At 47.5% G+C, this 21,469-nt stretch carries 18 protein-coding genes; 10 read left to right on the forward strand and 8 right to left on the reverse strand.

Features of this window, described 5'->3' with window-relative positions:
* Nucleotides 1-87: 87 nt before the first annotated feature.
* Nucleotides 88-1,023: a hypothetical protein gene (locus H6F56_RS06070; RefSeq protein ID WP_190665962.1), complete on the reverse strand. Its 936-nt coding sequence runs from the start codon at nucleotides 1,021-1,023 to the stop codon at nucleotides 88-90.
* A 354-nt stretch (nucleotides 1,024-1,377) separates the two neighbouring features.
* Here H6F56_RS06070 and H6F56_RS06075 point away from each other — a divergent pair, with 354 nt between their 5' ends.
* The 10 genes from H6F56_RS06075 to H6F56_RS06120 all read left to right on the forward strand — a co-directional run bounded on the left by H6F56_RS06075 (nucleotide 1,378) and on the right by H6F56_RS06120 (nucleotide 12,109).
* Nucleotides 1,378-1,695, forward strand: a complete 318-nt coding sequence (locus tag H6F56_RS06075) for a hypothetical protein (protein WP_190665963.1) — start codon at nucleotides 1,378-1,380, stop codon at nucleotides 1,693-1,695.
* A gap of 239 nt (nucleotides 1,696-1,934) precedes the next feature.
* On the forward strand, nucleotides 1,935-2,345 hold the full coding sequence (locus H6F56_RS06080) for a YtxH domain-containing protein (RefSeq protein WP_190665964.1): 411 nt from the start codon (nucleotides 1,935-1,937) through the stop codon (nucleotides 2,343-2,345).
* 64 nt (nucleotides 2,346-2,409) lie between these two features.
* Nucleotides 2,410-3,012: a DUF948 domain-containing protein gene (locus tag H6F56_RS06085; protein WP_190665965.1), complete on the forward strand. Its 603-nt coding sequence runs from the start codon at nucleotides 2,410-2,412 to the stop codon at nucleotides 3,010-3,012.
* A gap of 307 nt (nucleotides 3,013-3,319) precedes the next feature.
* A complete protein-coding gene (locus tag H6F56_RS06090) occupies nucleotides 3,320-4,798 on the forward strand; it encodes a hypothetical protein (protein WP_199312609.1) in 1,479 nt (492 codons plus the stop codon).
* Between the two features lie 260 nt (nucleotides 4,799-5,058).
* On the forward strand, nucleotides 5,059-5,520 hold the full coding sequence (rimP, locus tag H6F56_RS06095) for a ribosome maturation factor RimP (RefSeq protein ID WP_190665966.1): 462 nt from the start codon (nucleotides 5,059-5,061) through the stop codon (nucleotides 5,518-5,520).
* Between the two features lie 103 nt (nucleotides 5,521-5,623).
* Nucleotides 5,624-6,916, forward strand: a complete 1,293-nt coding sequence (nusA, locus tag H6F56_RS06100; RefSeq protein WP_190665967.1) for a transcription termination factor NusA — start codon at nucleotides 5,624-5,626, stop codon at nucleotides 6,914-6,916.
* A gap of 207 nt (nucleotides 6,917-7,123) precedes the next feature.
* On the forward strand, nucleotides 7,124-7,471 hold the full coding sequence (locus H6F56_RS06105) for a YlxR family protein (protein ID WP_190665968.1): 348 nt from the start codon (nucleotides 7,124-7,126) through the stop codon (nucleotides 7,469-7,471).
* 244 nt (nucleotides 7,472-7,715) lie between these two features.
* Nucleotides 7,716-10,847 (forward strand): translation initiation factor IF-2, encoded by a 3,132-nt coding sequence (gene infB / locus H6F56_RS06110; protein ID WP_190665969.1) that lies wholly within the window; start codon nucleotides 7,716-7,718, stop codon nucleotides 10,845-10,847.
* 133 nt (nucleotides 10,848-10,980) lie between these two features.
* Nucleotides 10,981-11,676 carry a low-complexity tail membrane protein gene (locus H6F56_RS06115; protein ID WP_190665970.1) on the forward strand — a complete coding sequence of 232 codons (696 nt, stop codon included), beginning with the start codon at nucleotides 10,981-10,983 and terminating at the stop codon, nucleotides 11,674-11,676.
* Between the two features lie 211 nt (nucleotides 11,677-11,887).
* Nucleotides 11,888-12,109 (forward strand): hypothetical protein, encoded by a 222-nt coding sequence (locus H6F56_RS06120; protein ID WP_190665971.1) that lies wholly within the window; start codon nucleotides 11,888-11,890, stop codon nucleotides 12,107-12,109.
* A gap of 339 nt (nucleotides 12,110-12,448) precedes the next feature.
* Here H6F56_RS06120 and H6F56_RS06125 read toward each other — a convergent pair whose 3' ends face one another.
* The 7 genes from H6F56_RS06125 to H6F56_RS06155 all read right to left on the reverse strand — a co-directional run bounded on the left by H6F56_RS06125 (nucleotide 12,449) and on the right by H6F56_RS06155 (nucleotide 21,430).
* Complete coding sequence (locus H6F56_RS06125; RefSeq protein ID WP_190665972.1) at nucleotides 12,449-12,745, reverse strand: DUF3493 domain-containing protein; 297 nt, start codon at nucleotides 12,743-12,745, stop codon at nucleotides 12,449-12,451.
* Nucleotides 12,746-12,933: 188 nt separating this feature from the next.
* On the reverse strand, nucleotides 12,934-13,464 hold the full coding sequence (locus H6F56_RS06130; RefSeq protein ID WP_190665973.1) for a tetratricopeptide repeat protein: 531 nt from the start codon (nucleotides 13,462-13,464) through the stop codon (nucleotides 12,934-12,936).
* Nucleotides 13,465-13,583: 119 nt separating this feature from the next.
* Nucleotides 13,584-14,363 (reverse strand): thioesterase II family protein, encoded by a 780-nt coding sequence (locus tag H6F56_RS06135; RefSeq protein ID WP_190665974.1) that lies wholly within the window; start codon nucleotides 14,361-14,363, stop codon nucleotides 13,584-13,586.
* A 90-nt stretch (nucleotides 14,364-14,453) separates the two neighbouring features.
* The gene (locus H6F56_RS06140; protein ID WP_190665975.1) at nucleotides 14,454-14,684 is read right to left on the reverse strand and encodes an MbtH family protein; all 231 of its coding nucleotides are present in this window, start codon (nucleotides 14,682-14,684) and stop codon (nucleotides 14,454-14,456) included.
* Nucleotides 14,685-14,725: 41 nt separating this feature from the next.
* Nucleotides 14,726-15,472, reverse strand: a complete 747-nt coding sequence (locus H6F56_RS06145) for a class I SAM-dependent methyltransferase (RefSeq protein WP_190665976.1) — start codon at nucleotides 15,470-15,472, stop codon at nucleotides 14,726-14,728.
* A 139-nt stretch (nucleotides 15,473-15,611) separates the two neighbouring features.
* A complete protein-coding gene (locus H6F56_RS06150) occupies nucleotides 15,612-17,012 on the reverse strand; it encodes an aspartate aminotransferase family protein (RefSeq protein ID WP_190665977.1) in 1,401 nt (466 codons plus the stop codon).
* A 59-nt stretch (nucleotides 17,013-17,071) separates the two neighbouring features.
* A complete protein-coding gene (locus H6F56_RS06155; RefSeq protein WP_190665978.1) occupies nucleotides 17,072-21,430 on the reverse strand; it encodes a non-ribosomal peptide synthetase in 4,359 nt (1,452 codons plus the stop codon).
* Nucleotides 21,431-21,469: the final 39 nt, after the last annotated feature.

The following is a 21,469-nucleotide window of genomic DNA, read 5'->3' on the forward strand; positions in this document are numbered from 1 at the left end:
CTAAAAATTTTAGTCTTGAATTAAACGATTCGGCTGACTGGGTGTTAATATTGATTTCTAATTTCCCAACTTAAAGCAACTGCCGGCTCACCGCACAGTTTCATTATAACGATCACTTTGTGGGGTAATGAGATTAGCCGGCTCAATCACTCGACCACGCCGTAGCAAGCTATCACCTTTAAATAAGGCCGGCGTGATTGTCACGCAGTCTTTAGTCGCGGGATCAATGCTTGGCTCAAAATCAAAATACTCACGAGAATTTTTTGCCTCATGGGGCTGATAAATTTGAGCGCGAATTCCCTCTTCCATCAAAACTTGTGGCAACATTTTTGTTAGTTCAATTGCCATCTGGGGTTTATTCAGGACTGACGCGCCCCAAAGTCTTTGGATCAGCGTTAACAATTCTGGCAATTCTTCTAACCCACTGGAATCAGGGGTTCCTTTAACATCTATTGCCCGTGCAACTGCCTGGTCGATTGTATTTAAAGCATCCGCAAGGTTGCCTAACAAAATTTGACTATCAACGCGCACAACCGGCAGCGTCGTTTCTGGAAGCAGCGGAACAGTTGAATTCTTTTCGCTGGTTTTTTTGTCAAGTTTAAGGGCAACTTCTAAGCCAATGACCACTGACACCAATAAGGTCGGCATCCACACTTGCGGGTCATTTGGCATTAAGGAAACTAAGGAAGTTAAAGTTCCTGCGCCGGCAAGCGCCTGTAAAACTTTTAAAATTAACTTATTCGGGGCTAACTTTGCAGCTTGGTTAGAAAGTGATTGGGTTGGTGGAACAGAAAATTTAACCTCATTAGCCGCACTCAAAGCAGCAACAGACTGGCGCAGGCTTTCTAGAAAAAAGGAAGCCAGACGTACCTGAGCGACATTAAGATCACCCATGTAACTTCTTTCTAGATTATCAAGCCGGTTTTGAACCAATTTTACGACTTGGTCAAGGTTGCTTGCCTTATCTATATCTCTCTGGAGTTCACTGCGTTCTTTGTCAAAAAGTGTTATTAGCGTTTTCATCGCGATCTTTAAAACTTCAGCGTTAGCGGAATACTTATCCACAATATAGCGTCAGCTAGGTATCACCTTTCAAGCTCGGACGCTTTATGACTGAGTTCACCGCTAAAATTTTTCCAGCCTCTTTAAGTTAGTTTGCCATAGATGTTGGGTGGAAAACCGACCTTTGTGTGTTCTGGATGTTGGGTTGAAGCCGGCAACTGTACTGGCAATCGTTAAATTGATTCACATCGCAGCTTTGAGATCCACCTTCTCGTAGATACTCATCGCCTAGGTTATACAGGTATGATCGAGCCAAAGCCGATGTAGGGATAACCCGCAACTTTAGCTAGAAAAGTCAATCGCGAGAGGGGGGAAATGCTGACAGTCGTTTTAATCGTCAATGCGCTCATCGCACTCTTGTGCCTTTATGTGGCGTGGCAAGTGTGGAACTTGCGGCGGGTGCTGGCCAATGTCGCAGATACACTAATCTCTGTTGAGCGCAACACTTATGCCGTGCTGCATGGCGCACCCAATGCCATTACCACAGGGCAACGGGGCACTCGCCAGCTGCGAAAACAATACCGGCAACTGCAAACACAACTTCAGCGGGCCGAACAAGTGTTGGGCCTCTTGAGTTTAGGCCAAACGGTATGGCGGCGTCGCTCAACAGTGGTGCGCCGGTTCAAACCCTGAAAAACAGCGGTTTCCCTAGTGTAAAAGGAACAGCCCAGTTGCTTGACACATGATCCGCTTAGAGAAAGCCGGTACGCGGATCAAGCGCTTCAGACCTGTGCTAACCTACAGGCGGGTTTAAGGCGCTTTGCAGTATTTAGGAACAGGTGCCGAACGCTGTTATCAGCCGGACTCAACCTTTAGAAGCTTGAATCGCCCATCAAGACTCCTACAATTGGTGTAAGAATACAAACCGAACGATGTCAAATAACCGCTCAGGATTCTTTTTTGGGGGTGTGCTGTTAGGAGCCGCCATTGGCACAGTAACTGGCCTGCTGCTGGCCCCTCGTACAGGCCGCGACACACGCAAGCTGCTGAAAAAATCTGCAGACGCCCTCCCGGAATTAGCCGAAGACTTGTCAACCAGCGTACAAATGCAAGCGGATCGCCTCTCAGAAACAGCGCTGCGGAATTGGGATGGAACCCTAACTAGATTGCGCGAAGCCATTGCCGCCGGCATAGAAGCCTCTGGGCGAGAGCGTCAAATCCTTAGCGAAACAGAAGCCGCAGATTCCCTAGCGTCCCGTGCTCCGATGCGTGATGCTTACGGTGACGTCGTGGCTAACTCGACTGGAGAGGTAATCCCAACGGAAATGCCTCAGGAACGCTAAAGTTGAGTCTAGACAGACCCTTACAGACTGATTGCCCACCCCCTGCTACTTTCAACACAATTCTGTGATAGACCCCATTTTTTGGCTAGGACTGTCAATTTTGCTGGTTGCAGTCAGTTTAACTGCTGTTTTGGTGGCAGCCTTGCCGGCCTTACAGGAGTTAGCTCGGGCTGCGCGGAGTGTGGAAAAATTAGCTGAGACATTATCGCGTGAGTTGCCCCCTACCCTGGAAGCTATCCGCCTCACGGGCATGGAAATCAGCGATCTAACCGATGATGTCAGCGAAGGAGTCAACAGCGCCACCGATGTTGTCAAACAAGTCGATCAAACCCTTGGCGGCGCGAAGCAGCAGGCCAAAAAAGCGCAAGTCACTACTCGCAGCGTTTTTACCGGCATCCAAACTGCTTGGAAAACCTTTACGCGTCCCTCTGCCGGTTCAGAAACCCCTCGCCGGCCTGTAGGCCGTCTTCCAGCGTCTCAAAGACCCCCCTTCGAGGTTCGGGATCGCTTGAATTCCCCAGAAGAATCTCGGCGCAACGGTGAGGACGTTCCTATGGAGCAAAACCCCAATGCTTCCCGGTTGCAGCCCCGCCTTGAAAATGCCGGTCAACCTGATTGGGAAATTGCTCCACCTCCTCCCTCAGATATTCCCCCACCTGACCGTTAAAAATCAAGTTTCAAAAAGACATTTTTTAACGGTTAAGTTTCCCTGATTTCATTTTTTTGATTAAGCAATTCAGGCACCAACTCTTATCTTTCGGAAGTTCCCGCAACGCATACCTAAACTGGGATTACTGTCTTCCGACATATTATAAAGGGTGGAGTCTTTTACTGATCCCCACACCTTCCAGCATTCAAGAATTTTCTTCTCATTCTTGCCAAAAAGTGAGCGGTTGTCGAAAATTAAGTAACTTCTTGCATCTATCGCCTTCAAATTTCAACAGTGCCGGTTCCAACGTTCTAAAAATTTAGCCATGCAATCCAGACACATCACCACACGCAAAGTTTCTCCCCGGAGCCTTTGGTTTGATCGGCTAATGGCTTTCCTAGCCTTAGCTAACTTAGGGTTGGTGCTGTTTGACTTGAGCTATGTACCCGCACGCGATTTATATCTGCGGGGATTTTGGACATTGGGCCGAGTGTACGAACCGCTGAAAGATGTTAACTTCTACAGACTCTATGACCCCTATAAAGGCATTGAACCCCATAGAGACACCCAACAGTATTTAGAAACAGTCGATCAACTGAAAGAACAAGTCACCAGCAATGGATTAGATTCCCCTCAAGCTGAAACCGTACTCCAGCGACTCCGCGAACTGAGCGGGGAAATGATTGATCAAAATCACTTTCAGATTGCCGAGAAAACCGGCACTTTAGAAACCATCAAAAACCGAATGCGCCGGCAGGTTTTTGGCGATAAAGATGCCTCTTCCAAAGACTCATTCCGAACCTTTTGGAGCCAAGAGTATTTAACTCAAAAAGGCTGGAACTCGCAAATTGCCTTTTTCGACCGCCAAATCGAGCCATTAATCGCAACCAATTATTATCGCAGCCTCGGAGAAAATGGCAAATTTATTGACCGATTCTGGAAAATTGATCGCTGGTTTATTGGGCTGTTTTTAATCGAATTTATCGCTCGTACCTGGTGGCTTTCGCGCCGGCACACAGGGTTGCGCTGGATACCCGACGCCATGCTGTTGCGCTGGTATGACATCTTTCTCCTCCTCCCCTTCTGGCGGTGGCTGCGCGTGATCCCCGTGATTATTCGCTTAAACAATGCCAAATTTCCCGATCTCGAACCCCTACGAACCCAACTCAGCCGGGTTTTTGTCGCCAGTTTTGCCGAAGAACTCACTGAAGTCGTCGTGATCCAGGCGATCGACCAACTTCAGGGTGCCGTAGAACGAGGCGAGGTCGCCAGATCACTGTTGCACTCAAGCCAAAAACGCTACATCGACATCAATAACACCAACGAGATCGAAGTCATTGCCAAACGTTTGCTGCAAGTCACCCTCTGCAAAGCCTTACCCGAAGTTCAAACCGACTTGGAAGCCTTGTTGCGCCATAACCTGGAACACACCCTCAACCAACTGCCGGTTTACCAGCAACTTCAGCGCTTTCCTGGACTGGGACACCTCCCCAACCAGCTAACCGAGCAGTTAGTCGCACAAGTTTCAAAACTAATGACAGAAATGCCTCAGAGCGCCTACACTGCCATTGCCAACGCTCCCCCCGATCCCATCTCGGCCAAACTATCTGACCGGCTTGTAGAGCATTTTAGCGAAGCCCTACGCTCAGAATTACAGCAACAACACACCCTTGAAGAACTACAAACCCTCGTTTCGGATCTGCTAGAAGAGATCAAGATCAACTACGTCAAACGAACACCCGAAACCGATCCCCAGCACATCTTGCAGCAAACTCAACAACTGCGCCGATTGGCTGGACGCTAGGAGCAATGGGTCATCAGACCTACCCGCACAGCGAGATTTTTGTTGTAGAATGGGTGGAGGGTAGAGTAAAGTGCTTGCTAAAATCCCGCTTAGGGATTGACATTTAAACGCCTTTGTCCTTGCCCAATTTCACAGAAGAAACAGGGGAACTAAAACCCCTTGCGGGCAAACATTAAGACTTCTGTTTTGGCAAGAGTGACAGAAGAGTGTCATGTACACGGGAAGTGGGGAAGTACCCACTTTTTTTATTGAAACGAACAATGACTCATCCCCTGATCCCACAAATCATCGAATTGGCTACACCTGTTGCAGAAGCGCTCGAATTAGAAGTTGTCAGTGCGGTTTTTCACACTAACCAAAGTCCGCCGGTGTTGAGAGTCGATATCCGCAACCGGCAGGAAGATACCGGCTTAGATGACTGCGAACGCATGAGTCGGGCGCTGGAAGCCGCCTTAGATGCCACAGATATCATTCCCGAAGCTTATGTGCTGGAAATTTCTAGTCCCGGTATATCGCGGCAACTGGCAACAGACAGAGAGTTTATCTCTTTTAAAGGCTTTCCGGTGACGGTCAGCGCGTCTGAAGCCTATCACGGTCATGTAGAGTGGGCAGGCCAATTGATTCGCCGGGATGAGACAGCCGTTTACCTCAATCAAAAAGGTCGGATCATTTCCATTCCCCGGCATTTGGTCGCCAAAGTTGAGCTGGACGAACGGCAGTGAGACCCTTCCAAATACTCATCTGCTTTGTCGCAGCGGTCAGTAATTCGTTACTTTAATTAGCCAACTCACCATTTATCCATCCACCAGCGAGGTTTTTTTGTTTATGTCAATCGTCAAACTCCCCGGCCTCAAAGACATGATCGACGGCATCAGTCTAGAGCGTAATTTACCCAAGCACGCCGTTCAAGCAGCTCTCAGAGAGGCATTACTCAAAGGCTACGAGCGCTTCCGACGCACCCAGCGCTTCGATCAACCCAACTTTGATGAAAATTACTTCGACAACTTTGAAGTAGATCTAGACGTGGAAGAAGAAGGCTTTCGCGTGCTTTCCACCAAGACCATTGTCGAGGAAGTCGGCAATTTGGATCATGAAATTTCCCTGGAAGAGGTACAAGCCGTCGCGGCAGAAGCGCAACTCGGCGACACCGTCGTTCTTGATGTCACCCCAGAGCAAGGTGATTTTGGTCGGATGGCGGCGATTCAAACTAAACAAGTGCTGGCGCAAAAGCTGCGGGATCAGCAGCGCAAGCTAGTTCAAGAAGAATTCCAGGATTTAGAAGGAACCGTCTTGCAAGCCAGAGTGCTGCGGTTTGAGCGGCAATCCGTGATTATGGCCGTCAGCAGTGGATTTGGCCAGCCAGAAGTCGAAGCAGAACTTCCCAAGCGGGAACAGTTGCCCAATGACAACTATCGCGCTAACGCAACATTTAAGGTTTTCTTAAAGAAAGTGACCGACGCGCCTCAGCGTGGACCCCAACTCATCGTTTCTAGAGCAGATGCCGGCTTAGTGGTTTATCTGTTTGCCAACGAAGTCCCCGAAATTGAGGATGAAGTCGTCCGAATTGTAGCAGTGGCGAGAGAAGCCAACCCACCCTCACGTCATGTTGGCCCTCGAACCAAAATAGCGGTTGATACCCTAGAACGAGACGTTGATCCCGTCGGCGCTTGTATTGGAGCGCGGGGATCACGCATTCAGGTTGTGGTGAATGAATTAAGAGGTGAAAAAATAGATGTAATTCGCTGGTCCCCTGATCCAGCAACCTATATCGCCAACGCCCTCAGTCCAGCGCGAGTGGATGAAGTGCGTCTAGTGGCCACCGAAGGCCGGCAGTCCCACGTCCTTGTTGCCGAGGATCAACTGAGTTTGGCCATCGGCAAAGAAGGGCAGAACGTCCGCCTAGCAGCCCGCCTAACCGGCTGGAAAATTGATATCAAAGATACCGCTAAGTATGACTACGAAGCGGAAAATCGCAAGTTTGCCCAGGCAGCCGAAGCCGAGGAGGAAGCATTTGAGGATGAGTATGAAGATGAATATGAAGATGAGTACGAAGATGAAGCAGCCAGCACCGAAGCCTCCCCAAGCTTTGCAGAAGAAACAACCGGCGCTTCGACCTAAGGGTTCAATCTCATAAGGGGCGGCGTTTTTGGAGAGCGCTGTCTGGGGGAGGGAGCCGGCACAAGGCAATTGTTTCTGAGTAAAAATTTTACCTGGAGGGTGATACATTTTTAAATTGTTTTTGTGTAGAACCCAAGAGTGGAAAATTTACAGGTAGAATTCTTTGACAGGGATGATTTTTTTTCACCCTTATGCCTTAGGGTGTAAATGGAAACGAACTACCGTCGTTGTATCAGTTGCCGCCGAGTGGCTCATAAAAATGATTTGTGGCGGATTGTCAGAGTCTTTCCGTCCCATCAGTTACAATTAGACCAAGGCATGGGGCGTTCGGCCTACCTTTGCTCTAACGAGAGCTGCTTAAGTGCAGCTCAAAAGAAAAATCGACTGGGACGCGCCCTCAAGGCACCCGTCCCGATCGAAATTTACCAAATCTTGTGGCAACGTTTATCCGCGATGCAGGCGGATGCTTCAAAGCAACTGACTGCAAAGCTCCCTAACCAGAATCAAATAGCCTCAGAACCCAAACCCCAAACAAGACCACCCACAGTTCTTTAAAGATTTGTGCAAGATTAGATTAGAAAGGAAGTTTGTTCGCAGCAGGGAGACCAACAGGGTCTACCAAGCTGAGAAGGCTAGCCCGGGCAGGCTACAGGGCGCTTTTTATCCCTTGTCAACCAGCGCAATTCGCGTTGGTTGCGAGAAAGGTTAAGCGTCGTCACAGATGACAAATCAATGTAGTGCCTTTTAAAAACAGTGGGTCACCCTGTGACAATAGGTTGGATTCTAGAGGGAGAAGTGGATGAACAACGGCAGAGTCAGAATTTACGAGCTATCACGGGAATTGAATTTGGATAACAAAGACATCTTGGCAGTGTGCGAACAGCTAAATATAGCAGTAAAAAGCCACAGCAGCACGATTACAGAAGCGGAAGCGGAGCGCATTCGTGCTCAAGCTGATAAACATACAGCCACCCAATCTTCTCAACTTAAGTCAGCACCAGCTAGACAAAAACCTGCGACGCCACCTACAGAAGCAGGCGATCGCCTCAATAATGATCGGAAAAAACAGCAAATTTTGGAGGTTCGCCCTACCCCCCGCGCTACCCCCAAACAACAGGTAGGCGGCAGCGGAACTCCGCAACACCAGGTTTTAGTTCCCCCTCAATCGCCAGCCCCGTCGTATCGGGCACAGCAACCAGGAAAGCCGAAGATGCTGAATCGGCCAGTTCGAGCCAACAATCAGAGTGAAGAAGAATTTGTAGCAGCCGACTCTGTTACAGATTTGGTTACGGAACCTATAGAGATAGAGTCAGATACAGATAACGCAGTGGCACAATTGCCGCCGCCTGTGGCTGAAGAAAACCCTCAACCGATTAATAAACCCCAACCGCCGGCAAACCTGACACCAGCCAGCCCACCTGTGCCATCAGCCAGATTGTCGTCTCCGCCAGTGAGACCGGCCGCCCCTCAAGCCCCCGGTTCTCCAGGGGGAAGAGAAGCTCGGCCTGTGATCAAACGAGTCAGGGGTGAGGAGCCAGCAGCACCCTCTCAGGCTCCTCCTCAAGCGAAACCTGAGGCTCCGCAAGCGCCATCAGCGCCGCGCATTGCAGCGGTTGGAGAATCGGCAGGAATAGAGCTAAAGCCAAAAACAGCGAAGCGGATTCCAGAACTGCAGCGACCCCAGCGCGTACGTCCGGCTGAACCGGCAGCCCCAACGGCTCCAGGAGAACGCGAAGTCGCGGCTGAGTCATCAGAAGATGACACGGACGCTATCCAATTGCTGCGCCCGACCCCGCCTCGGCCTCCAAAACGCCCCAAAAACCGCCAGGACGAGGAAGAGGAAATCCAAGAGTTTCCAGAGAAAGCTGGCAAAGCCGGCGTCAAGGCGAAACGGCGTACCAAACCCATCGAAGATGAAGATGAGGATTTGGAAGAATTGGATGAACTGCCCGAAACCGTTCAGGTCAGTCTCTCCATCGCCCGACCGGCCAAGCAAAAAGCTCGTCCCGCCCAAGCCAAACCGGCAGCAGCGCCGGCATTGGCGGCAAATAAAACGAAGAAATCTGCTGCCAGTCGGGGTGGTGAGCAAGGCAGTGGCAGTAAGTCTAGCCGCCGCAACAGCCGCGAACAGCAGACGAAAAAACGGCCAGAGCAAGTGACACTGACCGGCAGCATGACGGTTCGGGATCTGGCAAACATTCTAGGTGCAGCAGAAACCGACATCGTGAGGGCCTTGTTCTTTAAAGGAATGGCCGTCAACATCACGCAAACCTTGGATCTGGAGACCTCCACGTTGGTCGCCCAAGAGCTAGGCGTTGAGGTAGAAACTGCTGAGGAAGAATCGGAAGCTCGCAAGAGTACCGAAATGCTCGATGCGGAAGATATGGAATATCTGGTTCCGCGTCCGCCGGTGGTCACGATTATGGGCCACGTAGACCACGGTAAAACGACTTTGCTCGACACGATCCGCAAAACCAAAGTGGCATCCGGCGAAGCTGGTGGGATTACCCAGCACATCGGTGCTTACCACGTGGATGTGGAACATCAAGGCGAGATGCAGCAAGTCGTCTTCCTTGACACACCGGGCCACGAAGCCTTCACCGCAATGCGGGCACGGGGCGCACGGGTCACTGACATCGCAATTTTGGTGGTGGCAGCAGATGACGGCGTACGGCCTCAAACGATTGAAGCAATCAGCCACGCGAAAGCCGCTGAAGTGCCGATTATCGTGGCCATTAACAAAATAGACAAAGAAGGCGCTCAGCCGGAGCGCGTGAAGCAGGAACTGACTGAATACGGTCTGGTATCAGAAGAATGGGGCGGCGACACCATTATGGTGGCAGTGAGCGCCATTAAAGGGGAAAACCTCGATACCCTGTTAGAGATGATCCTGTTAGTTGCAGAAATCCAAGAGCTGCAAGCCAACCCTGATCGCTCCGCTAAAGGTACGGTCATTGAAGCTCACCTCGATAAGGCAAGAGGGCCGGTTGCGACCTTGCTGTTGCAAAATGGCACCTTGCGAGTGGGTGATATCCTCGTGGCCGGCTCGGCAATGGGCAAGGTGCGGGCGATGATTGATGACCGAGGCGCACGCGTGGATGCGGCAACTCCGTCTTTTGCAGTTGAAGTGTTGGGTCTGGGAGATGTCCCAGCAGCCGGGGACGAGTTCGAGGTTTACACCAACGAACGCGAAGCTCGCGCCGTTGTAGACCTGCGATCCGAAGAGAACCGCCAATCTCGTCTACAGCAAGCGATGGCTTCTCGCCGCGTTACCCTCAGCAGCCTCTCAGCCCGTGCTCAAGAAGGCCAGCTCAAGGAACTCAACCTCATCCTCAAAGCCGATGTTCAAGGCTCTGTGGAAGCTATTTTGGGATCGCTTAAACAGTTGCCTCAAAATGAAGTGCAAGTCCGAGTGCTGTTCTCAGCCCCCGGCGAAGTCTCGGAAACAGATGTCGATCTCGCAGCAGCTTCTGATGCGGTGATTGTTGGGTTTAACACGACCCTGGCAAGCGGTGCGCGACAAGCAGCAGACGCTGCCGGTGTGGATGTGCGCGAATACAACATCATCTACAAACTGCTTGATGATATCCAAGGGGCAATGGAAGGTCTGCTCGATCCCGAAATGGTTGAAGAACCTTTGGGTCAAGCGGAAGTCCGGGCTGTCTTCCCAGCGAGCAAGGGCACTGTCGCCGGCTGCATGGTTCAGTCTAACAAGTTGATCCGCAACTGTAAGGTGCGCGTGCGTCGGGGCAATAACGTGATCCACGAGGGAACCCTCGACTCGCTCCGACGGATGAGAGAGGATGTTAAGGAAGTCAACGCCGGCTTTGAATGCGGTATAGGACTCGATAATTTCCATGCCTGGGCTGAAGGTGACATCATCGAAGCCTTCCGGATGGTTAGCAAGCGGCGGACTTTATCAGCTACTTAGGTCGGTGCTTAGCTGTTAGGAGTCAGGGAGCGTGTCCCTGTCTGGGTCCAAGTGCGATTAATAACGGACATCTGACCACCGGCCCTAACAGCTAAGCCTTGACAACTGAAAACTGAAACCTGACGATTGACAAATGCGATCCTTTAGATCCGATCCTTTTCTGTGGATTCATCTGGCCGGCTTGGCCGCTTTTCCAATTTTATTGGGCCTGTGCCTAGTGGGATTGGCAATGGGCGCTCCGCTATTGCCGATCTGGTTAGAATTATTTTTAGTTGGCGCTGCCGGCATTGTGCCGATCTTAGGGATGCAACTGTTTCGTCCCTTCTACATCTTTAGCACGTTGGTCGTGGCCATGAAGCCAGAGCGCCTGACCCCAGAACGGCAGCGTATCCTTAGCCTCTTTAAATCACCGGCCCATCAAATGCTATCGATTTTGGTGGCCGTTCTTCTAGCAGTGGCTTTGTGGCCGATCTACTGGTGGTCACCCATTGCGGCGTCGGTGGCTCCTTCAGATTGGCGACCGGCAGGATTGGTTTTAGCAGCGCTGGCCTTTTTGGGCTGTAATTTATTCGTGCAAGTGCCGGTAAGCGTCGCACGGGTGATGCTAGCCGGTGAGGCAAAATTTGCCGGCATCTCACCCTATCCGCTAGAAAAGATCCGCCAGGATTTTACATCCTTGGGTTTGCAGGTGAATCAAATTTTGCCGACGCTCGAAGCTGAACCGGGAACGGTAACCGCAACCTCTGCCGCCTTCACGACCCCACAGCCAATGTCACCCCCAGCAGCCAATGAGCCGGCTTCCAGCTCAAATCCCACTGAATCCGCTTAAGCTGCAGGCACATCGGTAAGGGAAATTATATAATTACCGGCATTTCTTGACTTTTTCCGTTCTTAAAGCCGGAAAAACTTGACAAACTGGGATAAAACTATCAAATTGACAGTAGAGGCTCCATCTGCACTCTGAAGGTGCCGGTGGTCATGTCAAGGGTGCCATTGGCTATCCTTCAGTCTGCGATTCCTCGTCAATCAGTGAGATATTTATGGCTCAATCTCCTTTTAACCTACGGGAAGCTAAAGCTACATCATCGGGCCATCAGGCCGATGCAAAAATCTGGAATAGCCTCAAACAAGCAATTGCGGCCAGCTCTGGATTTAAACGCTGGCAAACAGAGCTTCTTCAGGACAAACAATACCGAGATCCAGGATTGGATCACCAAGTCCGGTGCTATCTGCGCGAAACCCTAGAAACTTTAGCTTACTAAAATCTTTCCCGCTGCCGGCAAATTCCCCGGCAGCGGAAGTCCCCAACGCCTCTTAAATGTTGCAGAAAAAATCTGCCGACAATGAAGGGGTGTTTTATGCTAGAAAAATTTTAAACCTTAAAAGTACAACGCGCCAGAACCCCTATAAAGTGGAGCCTGACGCGTTGCGAGTATTCTTTGTATTGAAGCTTAGGGTCTTTATATCGGCTGACCCCAATCAATCTTTCATGTTTTTATTGTGGCACCTTTATCAAAATACCCTGACTTTCCTTATATTTTCTTTATTTTTGTATTAGACTGTCAGGATTTATAAAGTTTTGTTGCGCTACACCGGCAGCCTTACCGCTCTTTACCCGATGCCTTATCCAGACGAAATAGCCAAATCATGAGAGCAATGACCCCTACTTGTAGAGCAAAGTTAGGCAACGCTGAGCCAACTTCTCTGCCGGCAACAAGCTGAGCTAAGAATACAAAGGCACCCAAGAAACCAGATGCACCGCAGACGACATAAACAAACTTCCGCAGTCCTCGGTAAGGCGCGGCTGCTTCCCCTTTTAGGCGAGCGTAGGTTTCAGGACTAAGCTTCTGGGAGGCTTTATAAGTGCCGGCAGGCTTTTTTGAAGTAGGATCGGCCATAGGTCGAAAATTGGCAATGGGGATCGCCTTTTCATTTTAGGCCAGGGATGGGATGTTTTTTGACCCCAGATGAAAGCTCCGCGTGCCGGCAGGCATACAGAGATAAACACAGACTAGAAATGCAGGAACTTTCGCATTGCCAAAATCCCTGCACTTCTGAGCGGTTAATTCAAATTACCAGCATCATTTTAGGCGGCAGGAACCACTTGTTTCCGTAGTGATTCAGCGCGTTTTTTAGCCGTTGGATTATCCGGCTCATACTTCAGCGCTTCCTCATAAGTTTCCAACGCCTGAGCCGCTAACTTCTTGCGTTCATAAGTAAACCCCAAATTGTTAATCGCTGTCACATAAGCGGGGTTCAACTTCAAAGCCTCCTTGTATTGGCGAATGGCTAAGTCATACTGCTCTTGGGCAGCGCAGGCATAGCCATAAGCATTGTAGATAAGAGCCTGATTTTCCTCTCCCTGCAAATCTTTAGCTCTTAAGGCTTTTTGGAACTGCACCGCTGCCTGGGCGAACAGTTTCTTATCCAAATAAATACTGCCCAGTTCGTAATGTTCTTGGGCAGTGCCCTTGTCTTTGTTTAGCTTGTTTTGCAACCGTGCCAGGTTACTTTCTACTTTGCGAGTTCTAAGGATCTGGCGAAAAACGAACCAACCGGCAGCAGAGAGCAAAACTATCAACAGGGACACGTAAACAATGGGAAGATTGCTATCCATAACCACAGAAACACTGAGACTCTCATCTCTTTCACTTTACCCCACTAGATAGACGGACTTCTTCAGTTCTTTGAAGAGAAGCCGGCAACCATAGCTGGGGGATAAAAGTTTAAGGCGCTTTAACAGCACCCTAAGTCTGCCAGCTTATGTAGCGCTTGAGAAAGAAACTGAAGCAACTGGGGCTGGGCTGAGTGTAAAAAGAAGTGATCCCCCGGAAACATCTGCAAGGAAAACGCAGCGCTCGTCTGTTCGCACCAAGCTTCTAGCTCATCACAACTGGCTTCCGGATCTTGGAAACCGCCAAAAGCCGTGATTGGACACTCAAGGGGAGGTTCGCTTGCGTAAACATAGGTTTCAATCGCGGCAAAGTCTGCCCGCAGGATCGGGAGAAGAAGCTGCATCAGTTCTGCATTTTCCAGCACGGCTTGAGGTGTGCCGTTATAGCGGCGCAGTTCCTCCAGAAATGCCGGTTCAGGGAGTGCGTGGATGGGGGGATTTGAATCTGGTATTTGAGGGGCTTGCCGGCCTGATACGAAGAGGTGAAGGGGTAGCAAACCAGATTGTTTGCGAAGCCGGCGAACAAGTTCAAAACTCAGCAGTGCGCCCATACTATGACCAAAAAAGACAAAGGGCTTGTCTAGGTGGGGCAAAAGAGCGGATGCGAGGGTTTCTACCAGTGGATCTAGTAGACTCCAGGGAGTTTCCAGGATTCGAGTTCCCCGCCCTGGCAGTTCTATGGGACAAACTTCGACACTTGCCGGCAGACTTTGCGCCCATGTGCGAAAAATTTGAGATCCCGCGCCGGCATAGGGGAAGCAAAAGAGACGCAAGCTAGCTTGGGGATTCGGTTTAGGGCACATCACCCAAGCGTTAAAAGCTGATTTCGTTGTTTTTAACATTTGAATATTTTTTTGGCTAGGCCGGCATTGGTGGAATTGGAGTAATGCCGGCTCTCATAAAAACTTGAGACACCCAGTTTTTTGGTGTGATTAAGCTTGTGTTTGGCCGGCTGAGTCTGCCATTTGCTTTTGTAGGCTGAGCGGTCTCATATCAGTCCACACTTCTTTGATGTAGGCTAAACATTCTGTTTTCAATCCACTTTTTCCCGCATCTTTCCAACCGAGCGCATTTTCTCGTTCGGCAGGCCATATTGAGTATTGGCCTTCCTCATTCACGACTACTTTATAAAGGGTGGTGTCTTCTGTATTCTCTTTATTCATGGAACGAGTTCTCCCAATGTCAAGTTTTTTGGCCGACCTAATTATTTCTGACAGACAACGTATATTTTGCCAGAGATTGGTATAGCAAACTCACGTTCTGCGTGGTAAATACTAATTTTCTTGAACCCGACACTTTTTAGAGCCAGTTGAATTTCATCTGGGAAGTAGCATTTCATTAAAGTTGTGTTGTCTGTCCGCTGCCACGTTTCATCTATCAATTGGAAGATCGTAATTTTGACAGTGCCTATTTTTTCTGCGGGTTGATAGCTGCGCTGCATCGCCCACGCATAATTATCTTGGACATCCCCACCTGCCAAGCCTTGCCAGCTTGAGGATTGAAACCGTTCTTCCAAACTCAGATCAAACACAAACCAGCCATTTTCTAGCAGTGCGTCATAAACATTTTGGAAAACCTTGGTGAGTTCCTCAATGTTCATGATATGTTGCAGAGCATACGTTGTAGAAACGACCCCATGAAAGGTTGCCGGCAATTTGAAGAATCGGGCATCATCCAAGATAAATTGACCAGCCGGTGCATTTTCACGAGCGTAGTGCAGCATCTTCTCAGAGCCATCAATTCCAGTGACTTTGTAGCCTTTCAGGAGTAATTTTTGTGCTAATTGGCCGCTGCCACAACAAAGGTCGAGAATATGTGCCTCTTCGGGGAGATGCTGTAGGAATAATTGTTCGATAGGTTGCAGAGCAACTTCGGCAAGTTCCTCGCCCCAAAAGTTGTTGTACATCTGAGCCAAAGGATCGTAGTCTGAATAACCGAGGTTTGAAGACATATTTTTCACTTTTTTCAGGGAGAATTACGGAAATTTAGCAGAATTTTACTCGTTTGAAACCTACAGTAAAAGTCTGGACATTTTAATTTTTGAGTAATGATAATAAGAAGCCCCGCTGCGTATGTTTTAAGTCAGGCTACTAATTGCTGCTTAAAACTGCCGCCACTTTTTGCAGGTTGGATGAGGAAACAGGCCAAAACCCTCCTTTTTGCATTTCTTGGACGCTTTCTTTCACGGCTTGAATGATCAATTCAATATCTTGATCTGTATGAGCAGTGGAAAGAAAACAACTGCGTCCCTCAGAAATGAATATTCCTTTTTCGATTAAATGAAAGAGGAAGGGATCAATATGATGAACTGAGGAGGCGGCAGCTCGGAAAACTGAGCCACAATTAACTAACCAAATAGGGGCTTCATTTTCTGCTAAGTAAGTATTCAGTATTTGCACTAAATCAGAGGTGCGCTGATTAAGCGTTTCTTGAAGACCGGCTCCTTGAGTTTTCAGATGTTGCAAGACAGCTCGTGCAGCTGCCATCGCGAGGGGGTGTTTGCAAAAGGTGCCGGCGAAAAATGTCATTTCAACTTGAGGGTAGGAGCCATCTCCATAGTTCCACATCCCGCCGTCAATTCTATCCATATAAGCCGCTTTGCCAGCGATGATACCGATTGGCATTCCACCCCCGACAATTTTTCCATAGGTGGCAATGTCCGCTTCTATCCCAAACCAGGCTTGCGCTCCCCCTAAATGAATTCGGAAACCCGAAACCATTTCATCAAAAATTAATATAATTTCTGTTTCTTTGGTTAATTGCCTGAGTTCTTGGAGAAATTCTTTCGGTTGAAAGTCAAGCCGGCGAGTCTGCACAGGTTCAACTAAAACAGCCGCCAACTCATGAGAATATGCTTTGATAATTTCAAGTGATTGAGGATTTCCGTAATTTAAAACCAAAACATCTTCAACCATGCTTAAAGGAATTCCATGCGCTTGAGGAAGTGAACTTAAAGACTCATCGCCTTTTTTTGCCTTTGCCAGAACTCCATCAAAATGACCGTGATAAGAATTTGAGAATACAACGATTTTATTGCGTCCCGTGGCGGCACGAGCGACTCGAATCGCTGCCATGACGGCTTCGGTGCCGGTGTTAGAAAAGGTGACACGCTCCAGGCCGGTTATTTCACAAATTAACTCAGCAACTTCGCCGGCAAGTTCTGCTTGAGGGCCAATTTGGATGCCTTTATCCAGTTGCTCAATCAGTGCTTCTTTAATAAAATTTGGGTTGTGGCCGAATAGATTAACTCCCAATCCCATTGTCAGATCAACGTATTCGTTCCCGTCCACATCCCAAATTTTGGAGCCGAGAGATCGCTTAGCTACAATCGGATAAAACATTTCTTTAACGGGAAAGCGAAACCCATCGGAAGCCCGATTATCTGCCATAACCGGGCGAGAGTTTTCCATCATTTGCTTTGATTTTTTTGTGCGCTTTGTGTAGCGTTCAATCAGCGCTTCTAGATGTTTTTCTCGTAATTGTTCAGTCATTTTTAATCCTCCTAAATTTAAGTTAAGATACTTGACAGCTAAGCTGGTTTGTGAATAAATTAATCGTCTTGCTCGGGCGCATTTACAATGCCACGAGCGATGAGATATGAGAAGTAAGTGCGGAACAAGTTAATATCTACTGTTGGGCAAATGATGTCTGTGCCAGCAAGACCATTTAACGTATTCTGGCAATCGAACTGTAGCGCTCTTGATTTAACTGCCGGCGTTTCAGCATCTCCTTCAGAAAAAAGACCAACAAGGGGATATAAAGCATTTTCCTGAGACTCTCCAGCTCGATTGCGTATTTCTGCACGCCAATACTCATAAGAAACCCGATCAAGTGGATAACCCAACGTGCGAATCCAATCGACTAATTCATTGAGGATAAATGGCTGAGGGTTGGCTAAATGAAAGGTATTGCCGAGCAATTCTTTTTGTTGAGACAGATGAACAATCGCTCGGCTTACATAGTCAATTGGTGCGATATTCATCCTTCGCTCATGAACAGGCGCACATCCGAGTTGAATGCAGCCGGTGATCGCTCTGTAGAGAAAATCACTAGGATTACAAACCCCTGTTTGACTGTGTCCAGAAATACGTCCGGGTCTGTATATAGAAACAGGAATTCCTCGCTCGCGGGCAATTTCTATTAACTTTTCAGCCACCCATTTGCTCTGAGCATAACCACCTGTAAGGGATTTTCCCGGAGTCAAATCATCTTGCTCTCGAACAATTTGAACGCCTGACTCAATCACTGGTGAAAAAACAGAGGTGGTAGAAATAAAATGGACAGGCTTGAGTTTAATTTCACTTGCCAAGCGCACAATTTCTTGAGTTCCTATAACATTAGCGTTTTTGAGCGCTGAATAGGGATAAGTGAAGTTAACAAATGCACCATTGTGGTAAATAACATCGAGTTGATTTGCGAGTTTTCGAAATTGCTCATTTGAAAGACCTAAAAGGGGTTGAGACAAATTTCCGACAACTGGAATAATTCGATGACTCAGGCATTCATCCCAAAGCGAGTAACATTCAAGGCTGTTTTGTAAGCGCTGTTTGCCTGATTCAATATCAGAGGAGCGTACCAGGCAATAAATATCTGCCTGGGTTTGTTGCAGCAGTTCATTCAGTAAAAAAGCGCCGAGGAAGCCGGTTGCTCCTGTTAAGAAGATAGAGGTAGGCTTGGCAGAATAAACAAGCTGAGTGGCGGGACGAATTGTAGAATCTAAGACAGCTTCAGCATTGATATCAAAGGTTGAGGGATGAAGCGTAAAAGAATTGGCATTTTGCTTTTCAATGCTATTTGCTAAACCGGCAATCGTAGGAAAGTCAAACAAAGTGCGTAGAGGCAAATTCACATCAAAACTTTCTCGAACCTTTGCTAACAGTTGAGTAATGAGTAAGGAGTGTCCTCCCAAATCAAAGAAATTATCATGAACCCCCAATTTTTCAGGATTAAGTAGTTTTGCCCAAATGCCGGCTAATACCTCCTCAACGGGTGTGCGAGGTGCAACAAATGTATCGGCTAAATCGGTATTTAGGGTTTCTGGTGCCGGCAGCGCTTGACGATCTATTTTGCCATTTGGCGTCAGTGGCAACACCTTGAGTACGACAAATGCTGATGGCAGCATATAATCCGGCAGTTTTTCTTTCAAGAAGGCACGCAATTCACTGGATTTGGGATTTTGAATTTTAGACTTGAAATTGATGTAGGCGACAAGGCTTTTTTCCCCTAGCTTATCTTCTCGCACGACAACAACCGTTTCTCGTACTGCCGGATGTTTAGACAGCGCTGTTTCAATTTCGCCTAATTCAATGCGGAAACCGCGAATTTTTACCTGATGATCAATTCGTCCTAAAAACTCAAGATTTCCATCCGGTAAATAACGAGCTAAATCGCCAGTTTTATACAGTCGTGTTTCTGGATTAAATGGGTTGACAATAAATTTTTCTTCCGTGAGTTTGGGTTGGTTTAAATAGCCTCGTGCTAACCCAGCACCCCCAATATAAATTTCACCAGGCACCCCAACTGGCACCGGCTGCAAGTGTGAATCTAGTAAATAAATCTGTGTATTTGGCAGGGGAGAACCTAGGGGAACTGTTTCCGAAATGTGAGCGCATTTTCCTGAATCTACCTGATAAGTCAACACACCTACGGTTGCTTCTGTTGGCCCATAATGGTTTAAGATCGAACAGTTTGGGGCGTATTTTTTGATCGTCTTAATCAAGTTCCAACTTAACGCTTCACCACCTAGAATTAATCGCTGTAGGGGTAGGATATCTGCGGGAGAAGAAGCTGTTAGTAATGCTTGCAAATGAGAAGGCACAATTTTGAGGCAATCAATGGGATATTGCCGGCAATAATCTGCAAGTGCTTCAGGATGTGTGGCACGTTCTTGAGAAATGATATGCAGACAGCCACCGCTGCACAGGGAGGGAAAAACAACTGTGTGTCCTAAGTCCGCGGCGAATGTAGAAATCAGGGCAAAATTTGCACCGGCACTTAAGTCTAATTGCTCGGTAATTCCCTGCAAGTAATTAGATAGTTGCCGATGTTCAATCGCAACGCCTTTGGGGATGCCAGTGGAACCAGAGGTGTAAATTACATAGGCGAGGTTCGATGGGTTTGAGATAGTTAATTTTAGGGGTTTAATTGAATCTTCTGCTTGCTTTTCTATAACTTCCCATTCCGTATCTAGGCAAAGAACCTGTGCTGCGTGTTTGCCTAAGTTATTCACTAAATTCTGCTGCGTTAACAAAACCGGCACCTTGGCATCTTGCAACATCAAGGCTATGCGATCTGCCGGCATGGCTGGATCAAGCGGTAAATACGCACTGCCGGTTTTAAGAACGCCCAGCATTGCTATCACCATTTCCAAGGAACGTTCTACATAAATTGCTATAATTGCTTCAGGTTCTACCCCTAACTTTTGTAGATAATTTACAAGTTTGTTCGCCCGATCATTCAGTTCACGGTAGGTTAACTGCTGATTTTCAAATACAAGCGCAGTGTTATCAGGTGTGCGCCTTACTTGCTCTTCAAAAAATTGATGAACACATTGATTTTGGGAATAATTTGTCTGGGTATTGTTAAATTCTACTAACAATTGATTTCGCGTGCGTTCGCTCAATATTCCTAACTGTCTTATCACACTTTCTGGGTTATTTGCGGCACTTTCTAGCAAAGTATGAAATTGTTCAGCTAAGCATCGAATCGCTATTTCGTCAATATAAGCCGGATCGTAGTGAAACTCTACTAAAAGAAAATTGTCCTGACGTTGGCAAGAAAGTTTGACTTTGAAGCGATTAAAGCAGACGTACTTCTGAACAATTGAAAAGGATACATCAGTAGCAGAATAAGTTGCCGACTGTTCCTCAAACTCGAAACTAAAAGGTAAAATAGCATTGCCAATGTCTTCTACTAAGAAATATTCCTGCCACTTGTAAGCATCCTGTTCGCACTGCTGGACTTCTTGCAAAATTTCATTGAAGTGGAAGTTATCTTGCAGATGAGTCTGAAGGGGTAAGAATTTGGCAAATAATCCAAGTGCCGGTTCTAATTCTTCATATTTTCTGCCATCAAAGGCGCAGTTAACAATGATATTTTCTCGCCCAGTTAATCGCCAAAGTAAGATTTTCCAGCAAGCGAGTAAAAATAGAGAAGTTGAAACATTATACTTTCCTGTGACTTGTTCTATTTTATCAACGAGAGAAAGCTCTATTTTATCTTCAATCAAGCTGGGTTCAAAGCGTGCCGGCACCTCAACTTGTTTATTTTCAAAAGGCAACTTTAAATTAGCCAAAGTCGAGAAATCTTGCTGATTCCAATATTCTTTGCCGACTGCTGCATCTTCATCTTCCAGTAATTCATTCTGCCATTCTGAAAATTGAACATATTGCACCATTTCTTGGTCAGGCAGCTCCTCACCTTGAATACAAGATTGATAACTTTGGCTAATTTCTTGAAGTAAATTCTTGAGTGTCTTGTTGTCGGCGCAAAGCGAGGGTAAACTGGCAAGAATAATATATCTATCTTTCGATAGATGAATTAAAGTTAAACGCAATAAAAGCGGCTTATCAAAATTAAAACTAACGTGAGTTTCTTCTTGAAAGAGGCTTTGAAGTTTCGTTGGTATATCCTGAGAATCGGTTTTAGTAAAATCGATAAATTCCCAGGAAGGTATAGTGAAACTTTCTATCACTTGAATCGGAACTTTTAGCCCTGGCCGGCGATGAAAGGTTGTCCGCAGAATTTCATGCCGATTGATTACTGCTTGTAAAGCTTCTTTTAACGCTTCTTGGTTAAGATTGCCTTCTATAAGAATAGAAAATTGGGCACGATAAGTGGGGCTTTCTTGTAGCAATGACCATAAATATTTTTGTTGATGAGAAAGCCGAAATCCAGTAATTGTTTGCATTTTTTTGAACGTTAAACTGCTTTAAATTAATTTGATAAT

This window comes from Microcoleus sp. FACHB-672, assembly GCF_014695725.1.
Lineage (GTDB): Bacteria > Cyanobacteriota > Cyanobacteriia > Cyanobacteriales > Oscillatoriaceae > FACHB-68.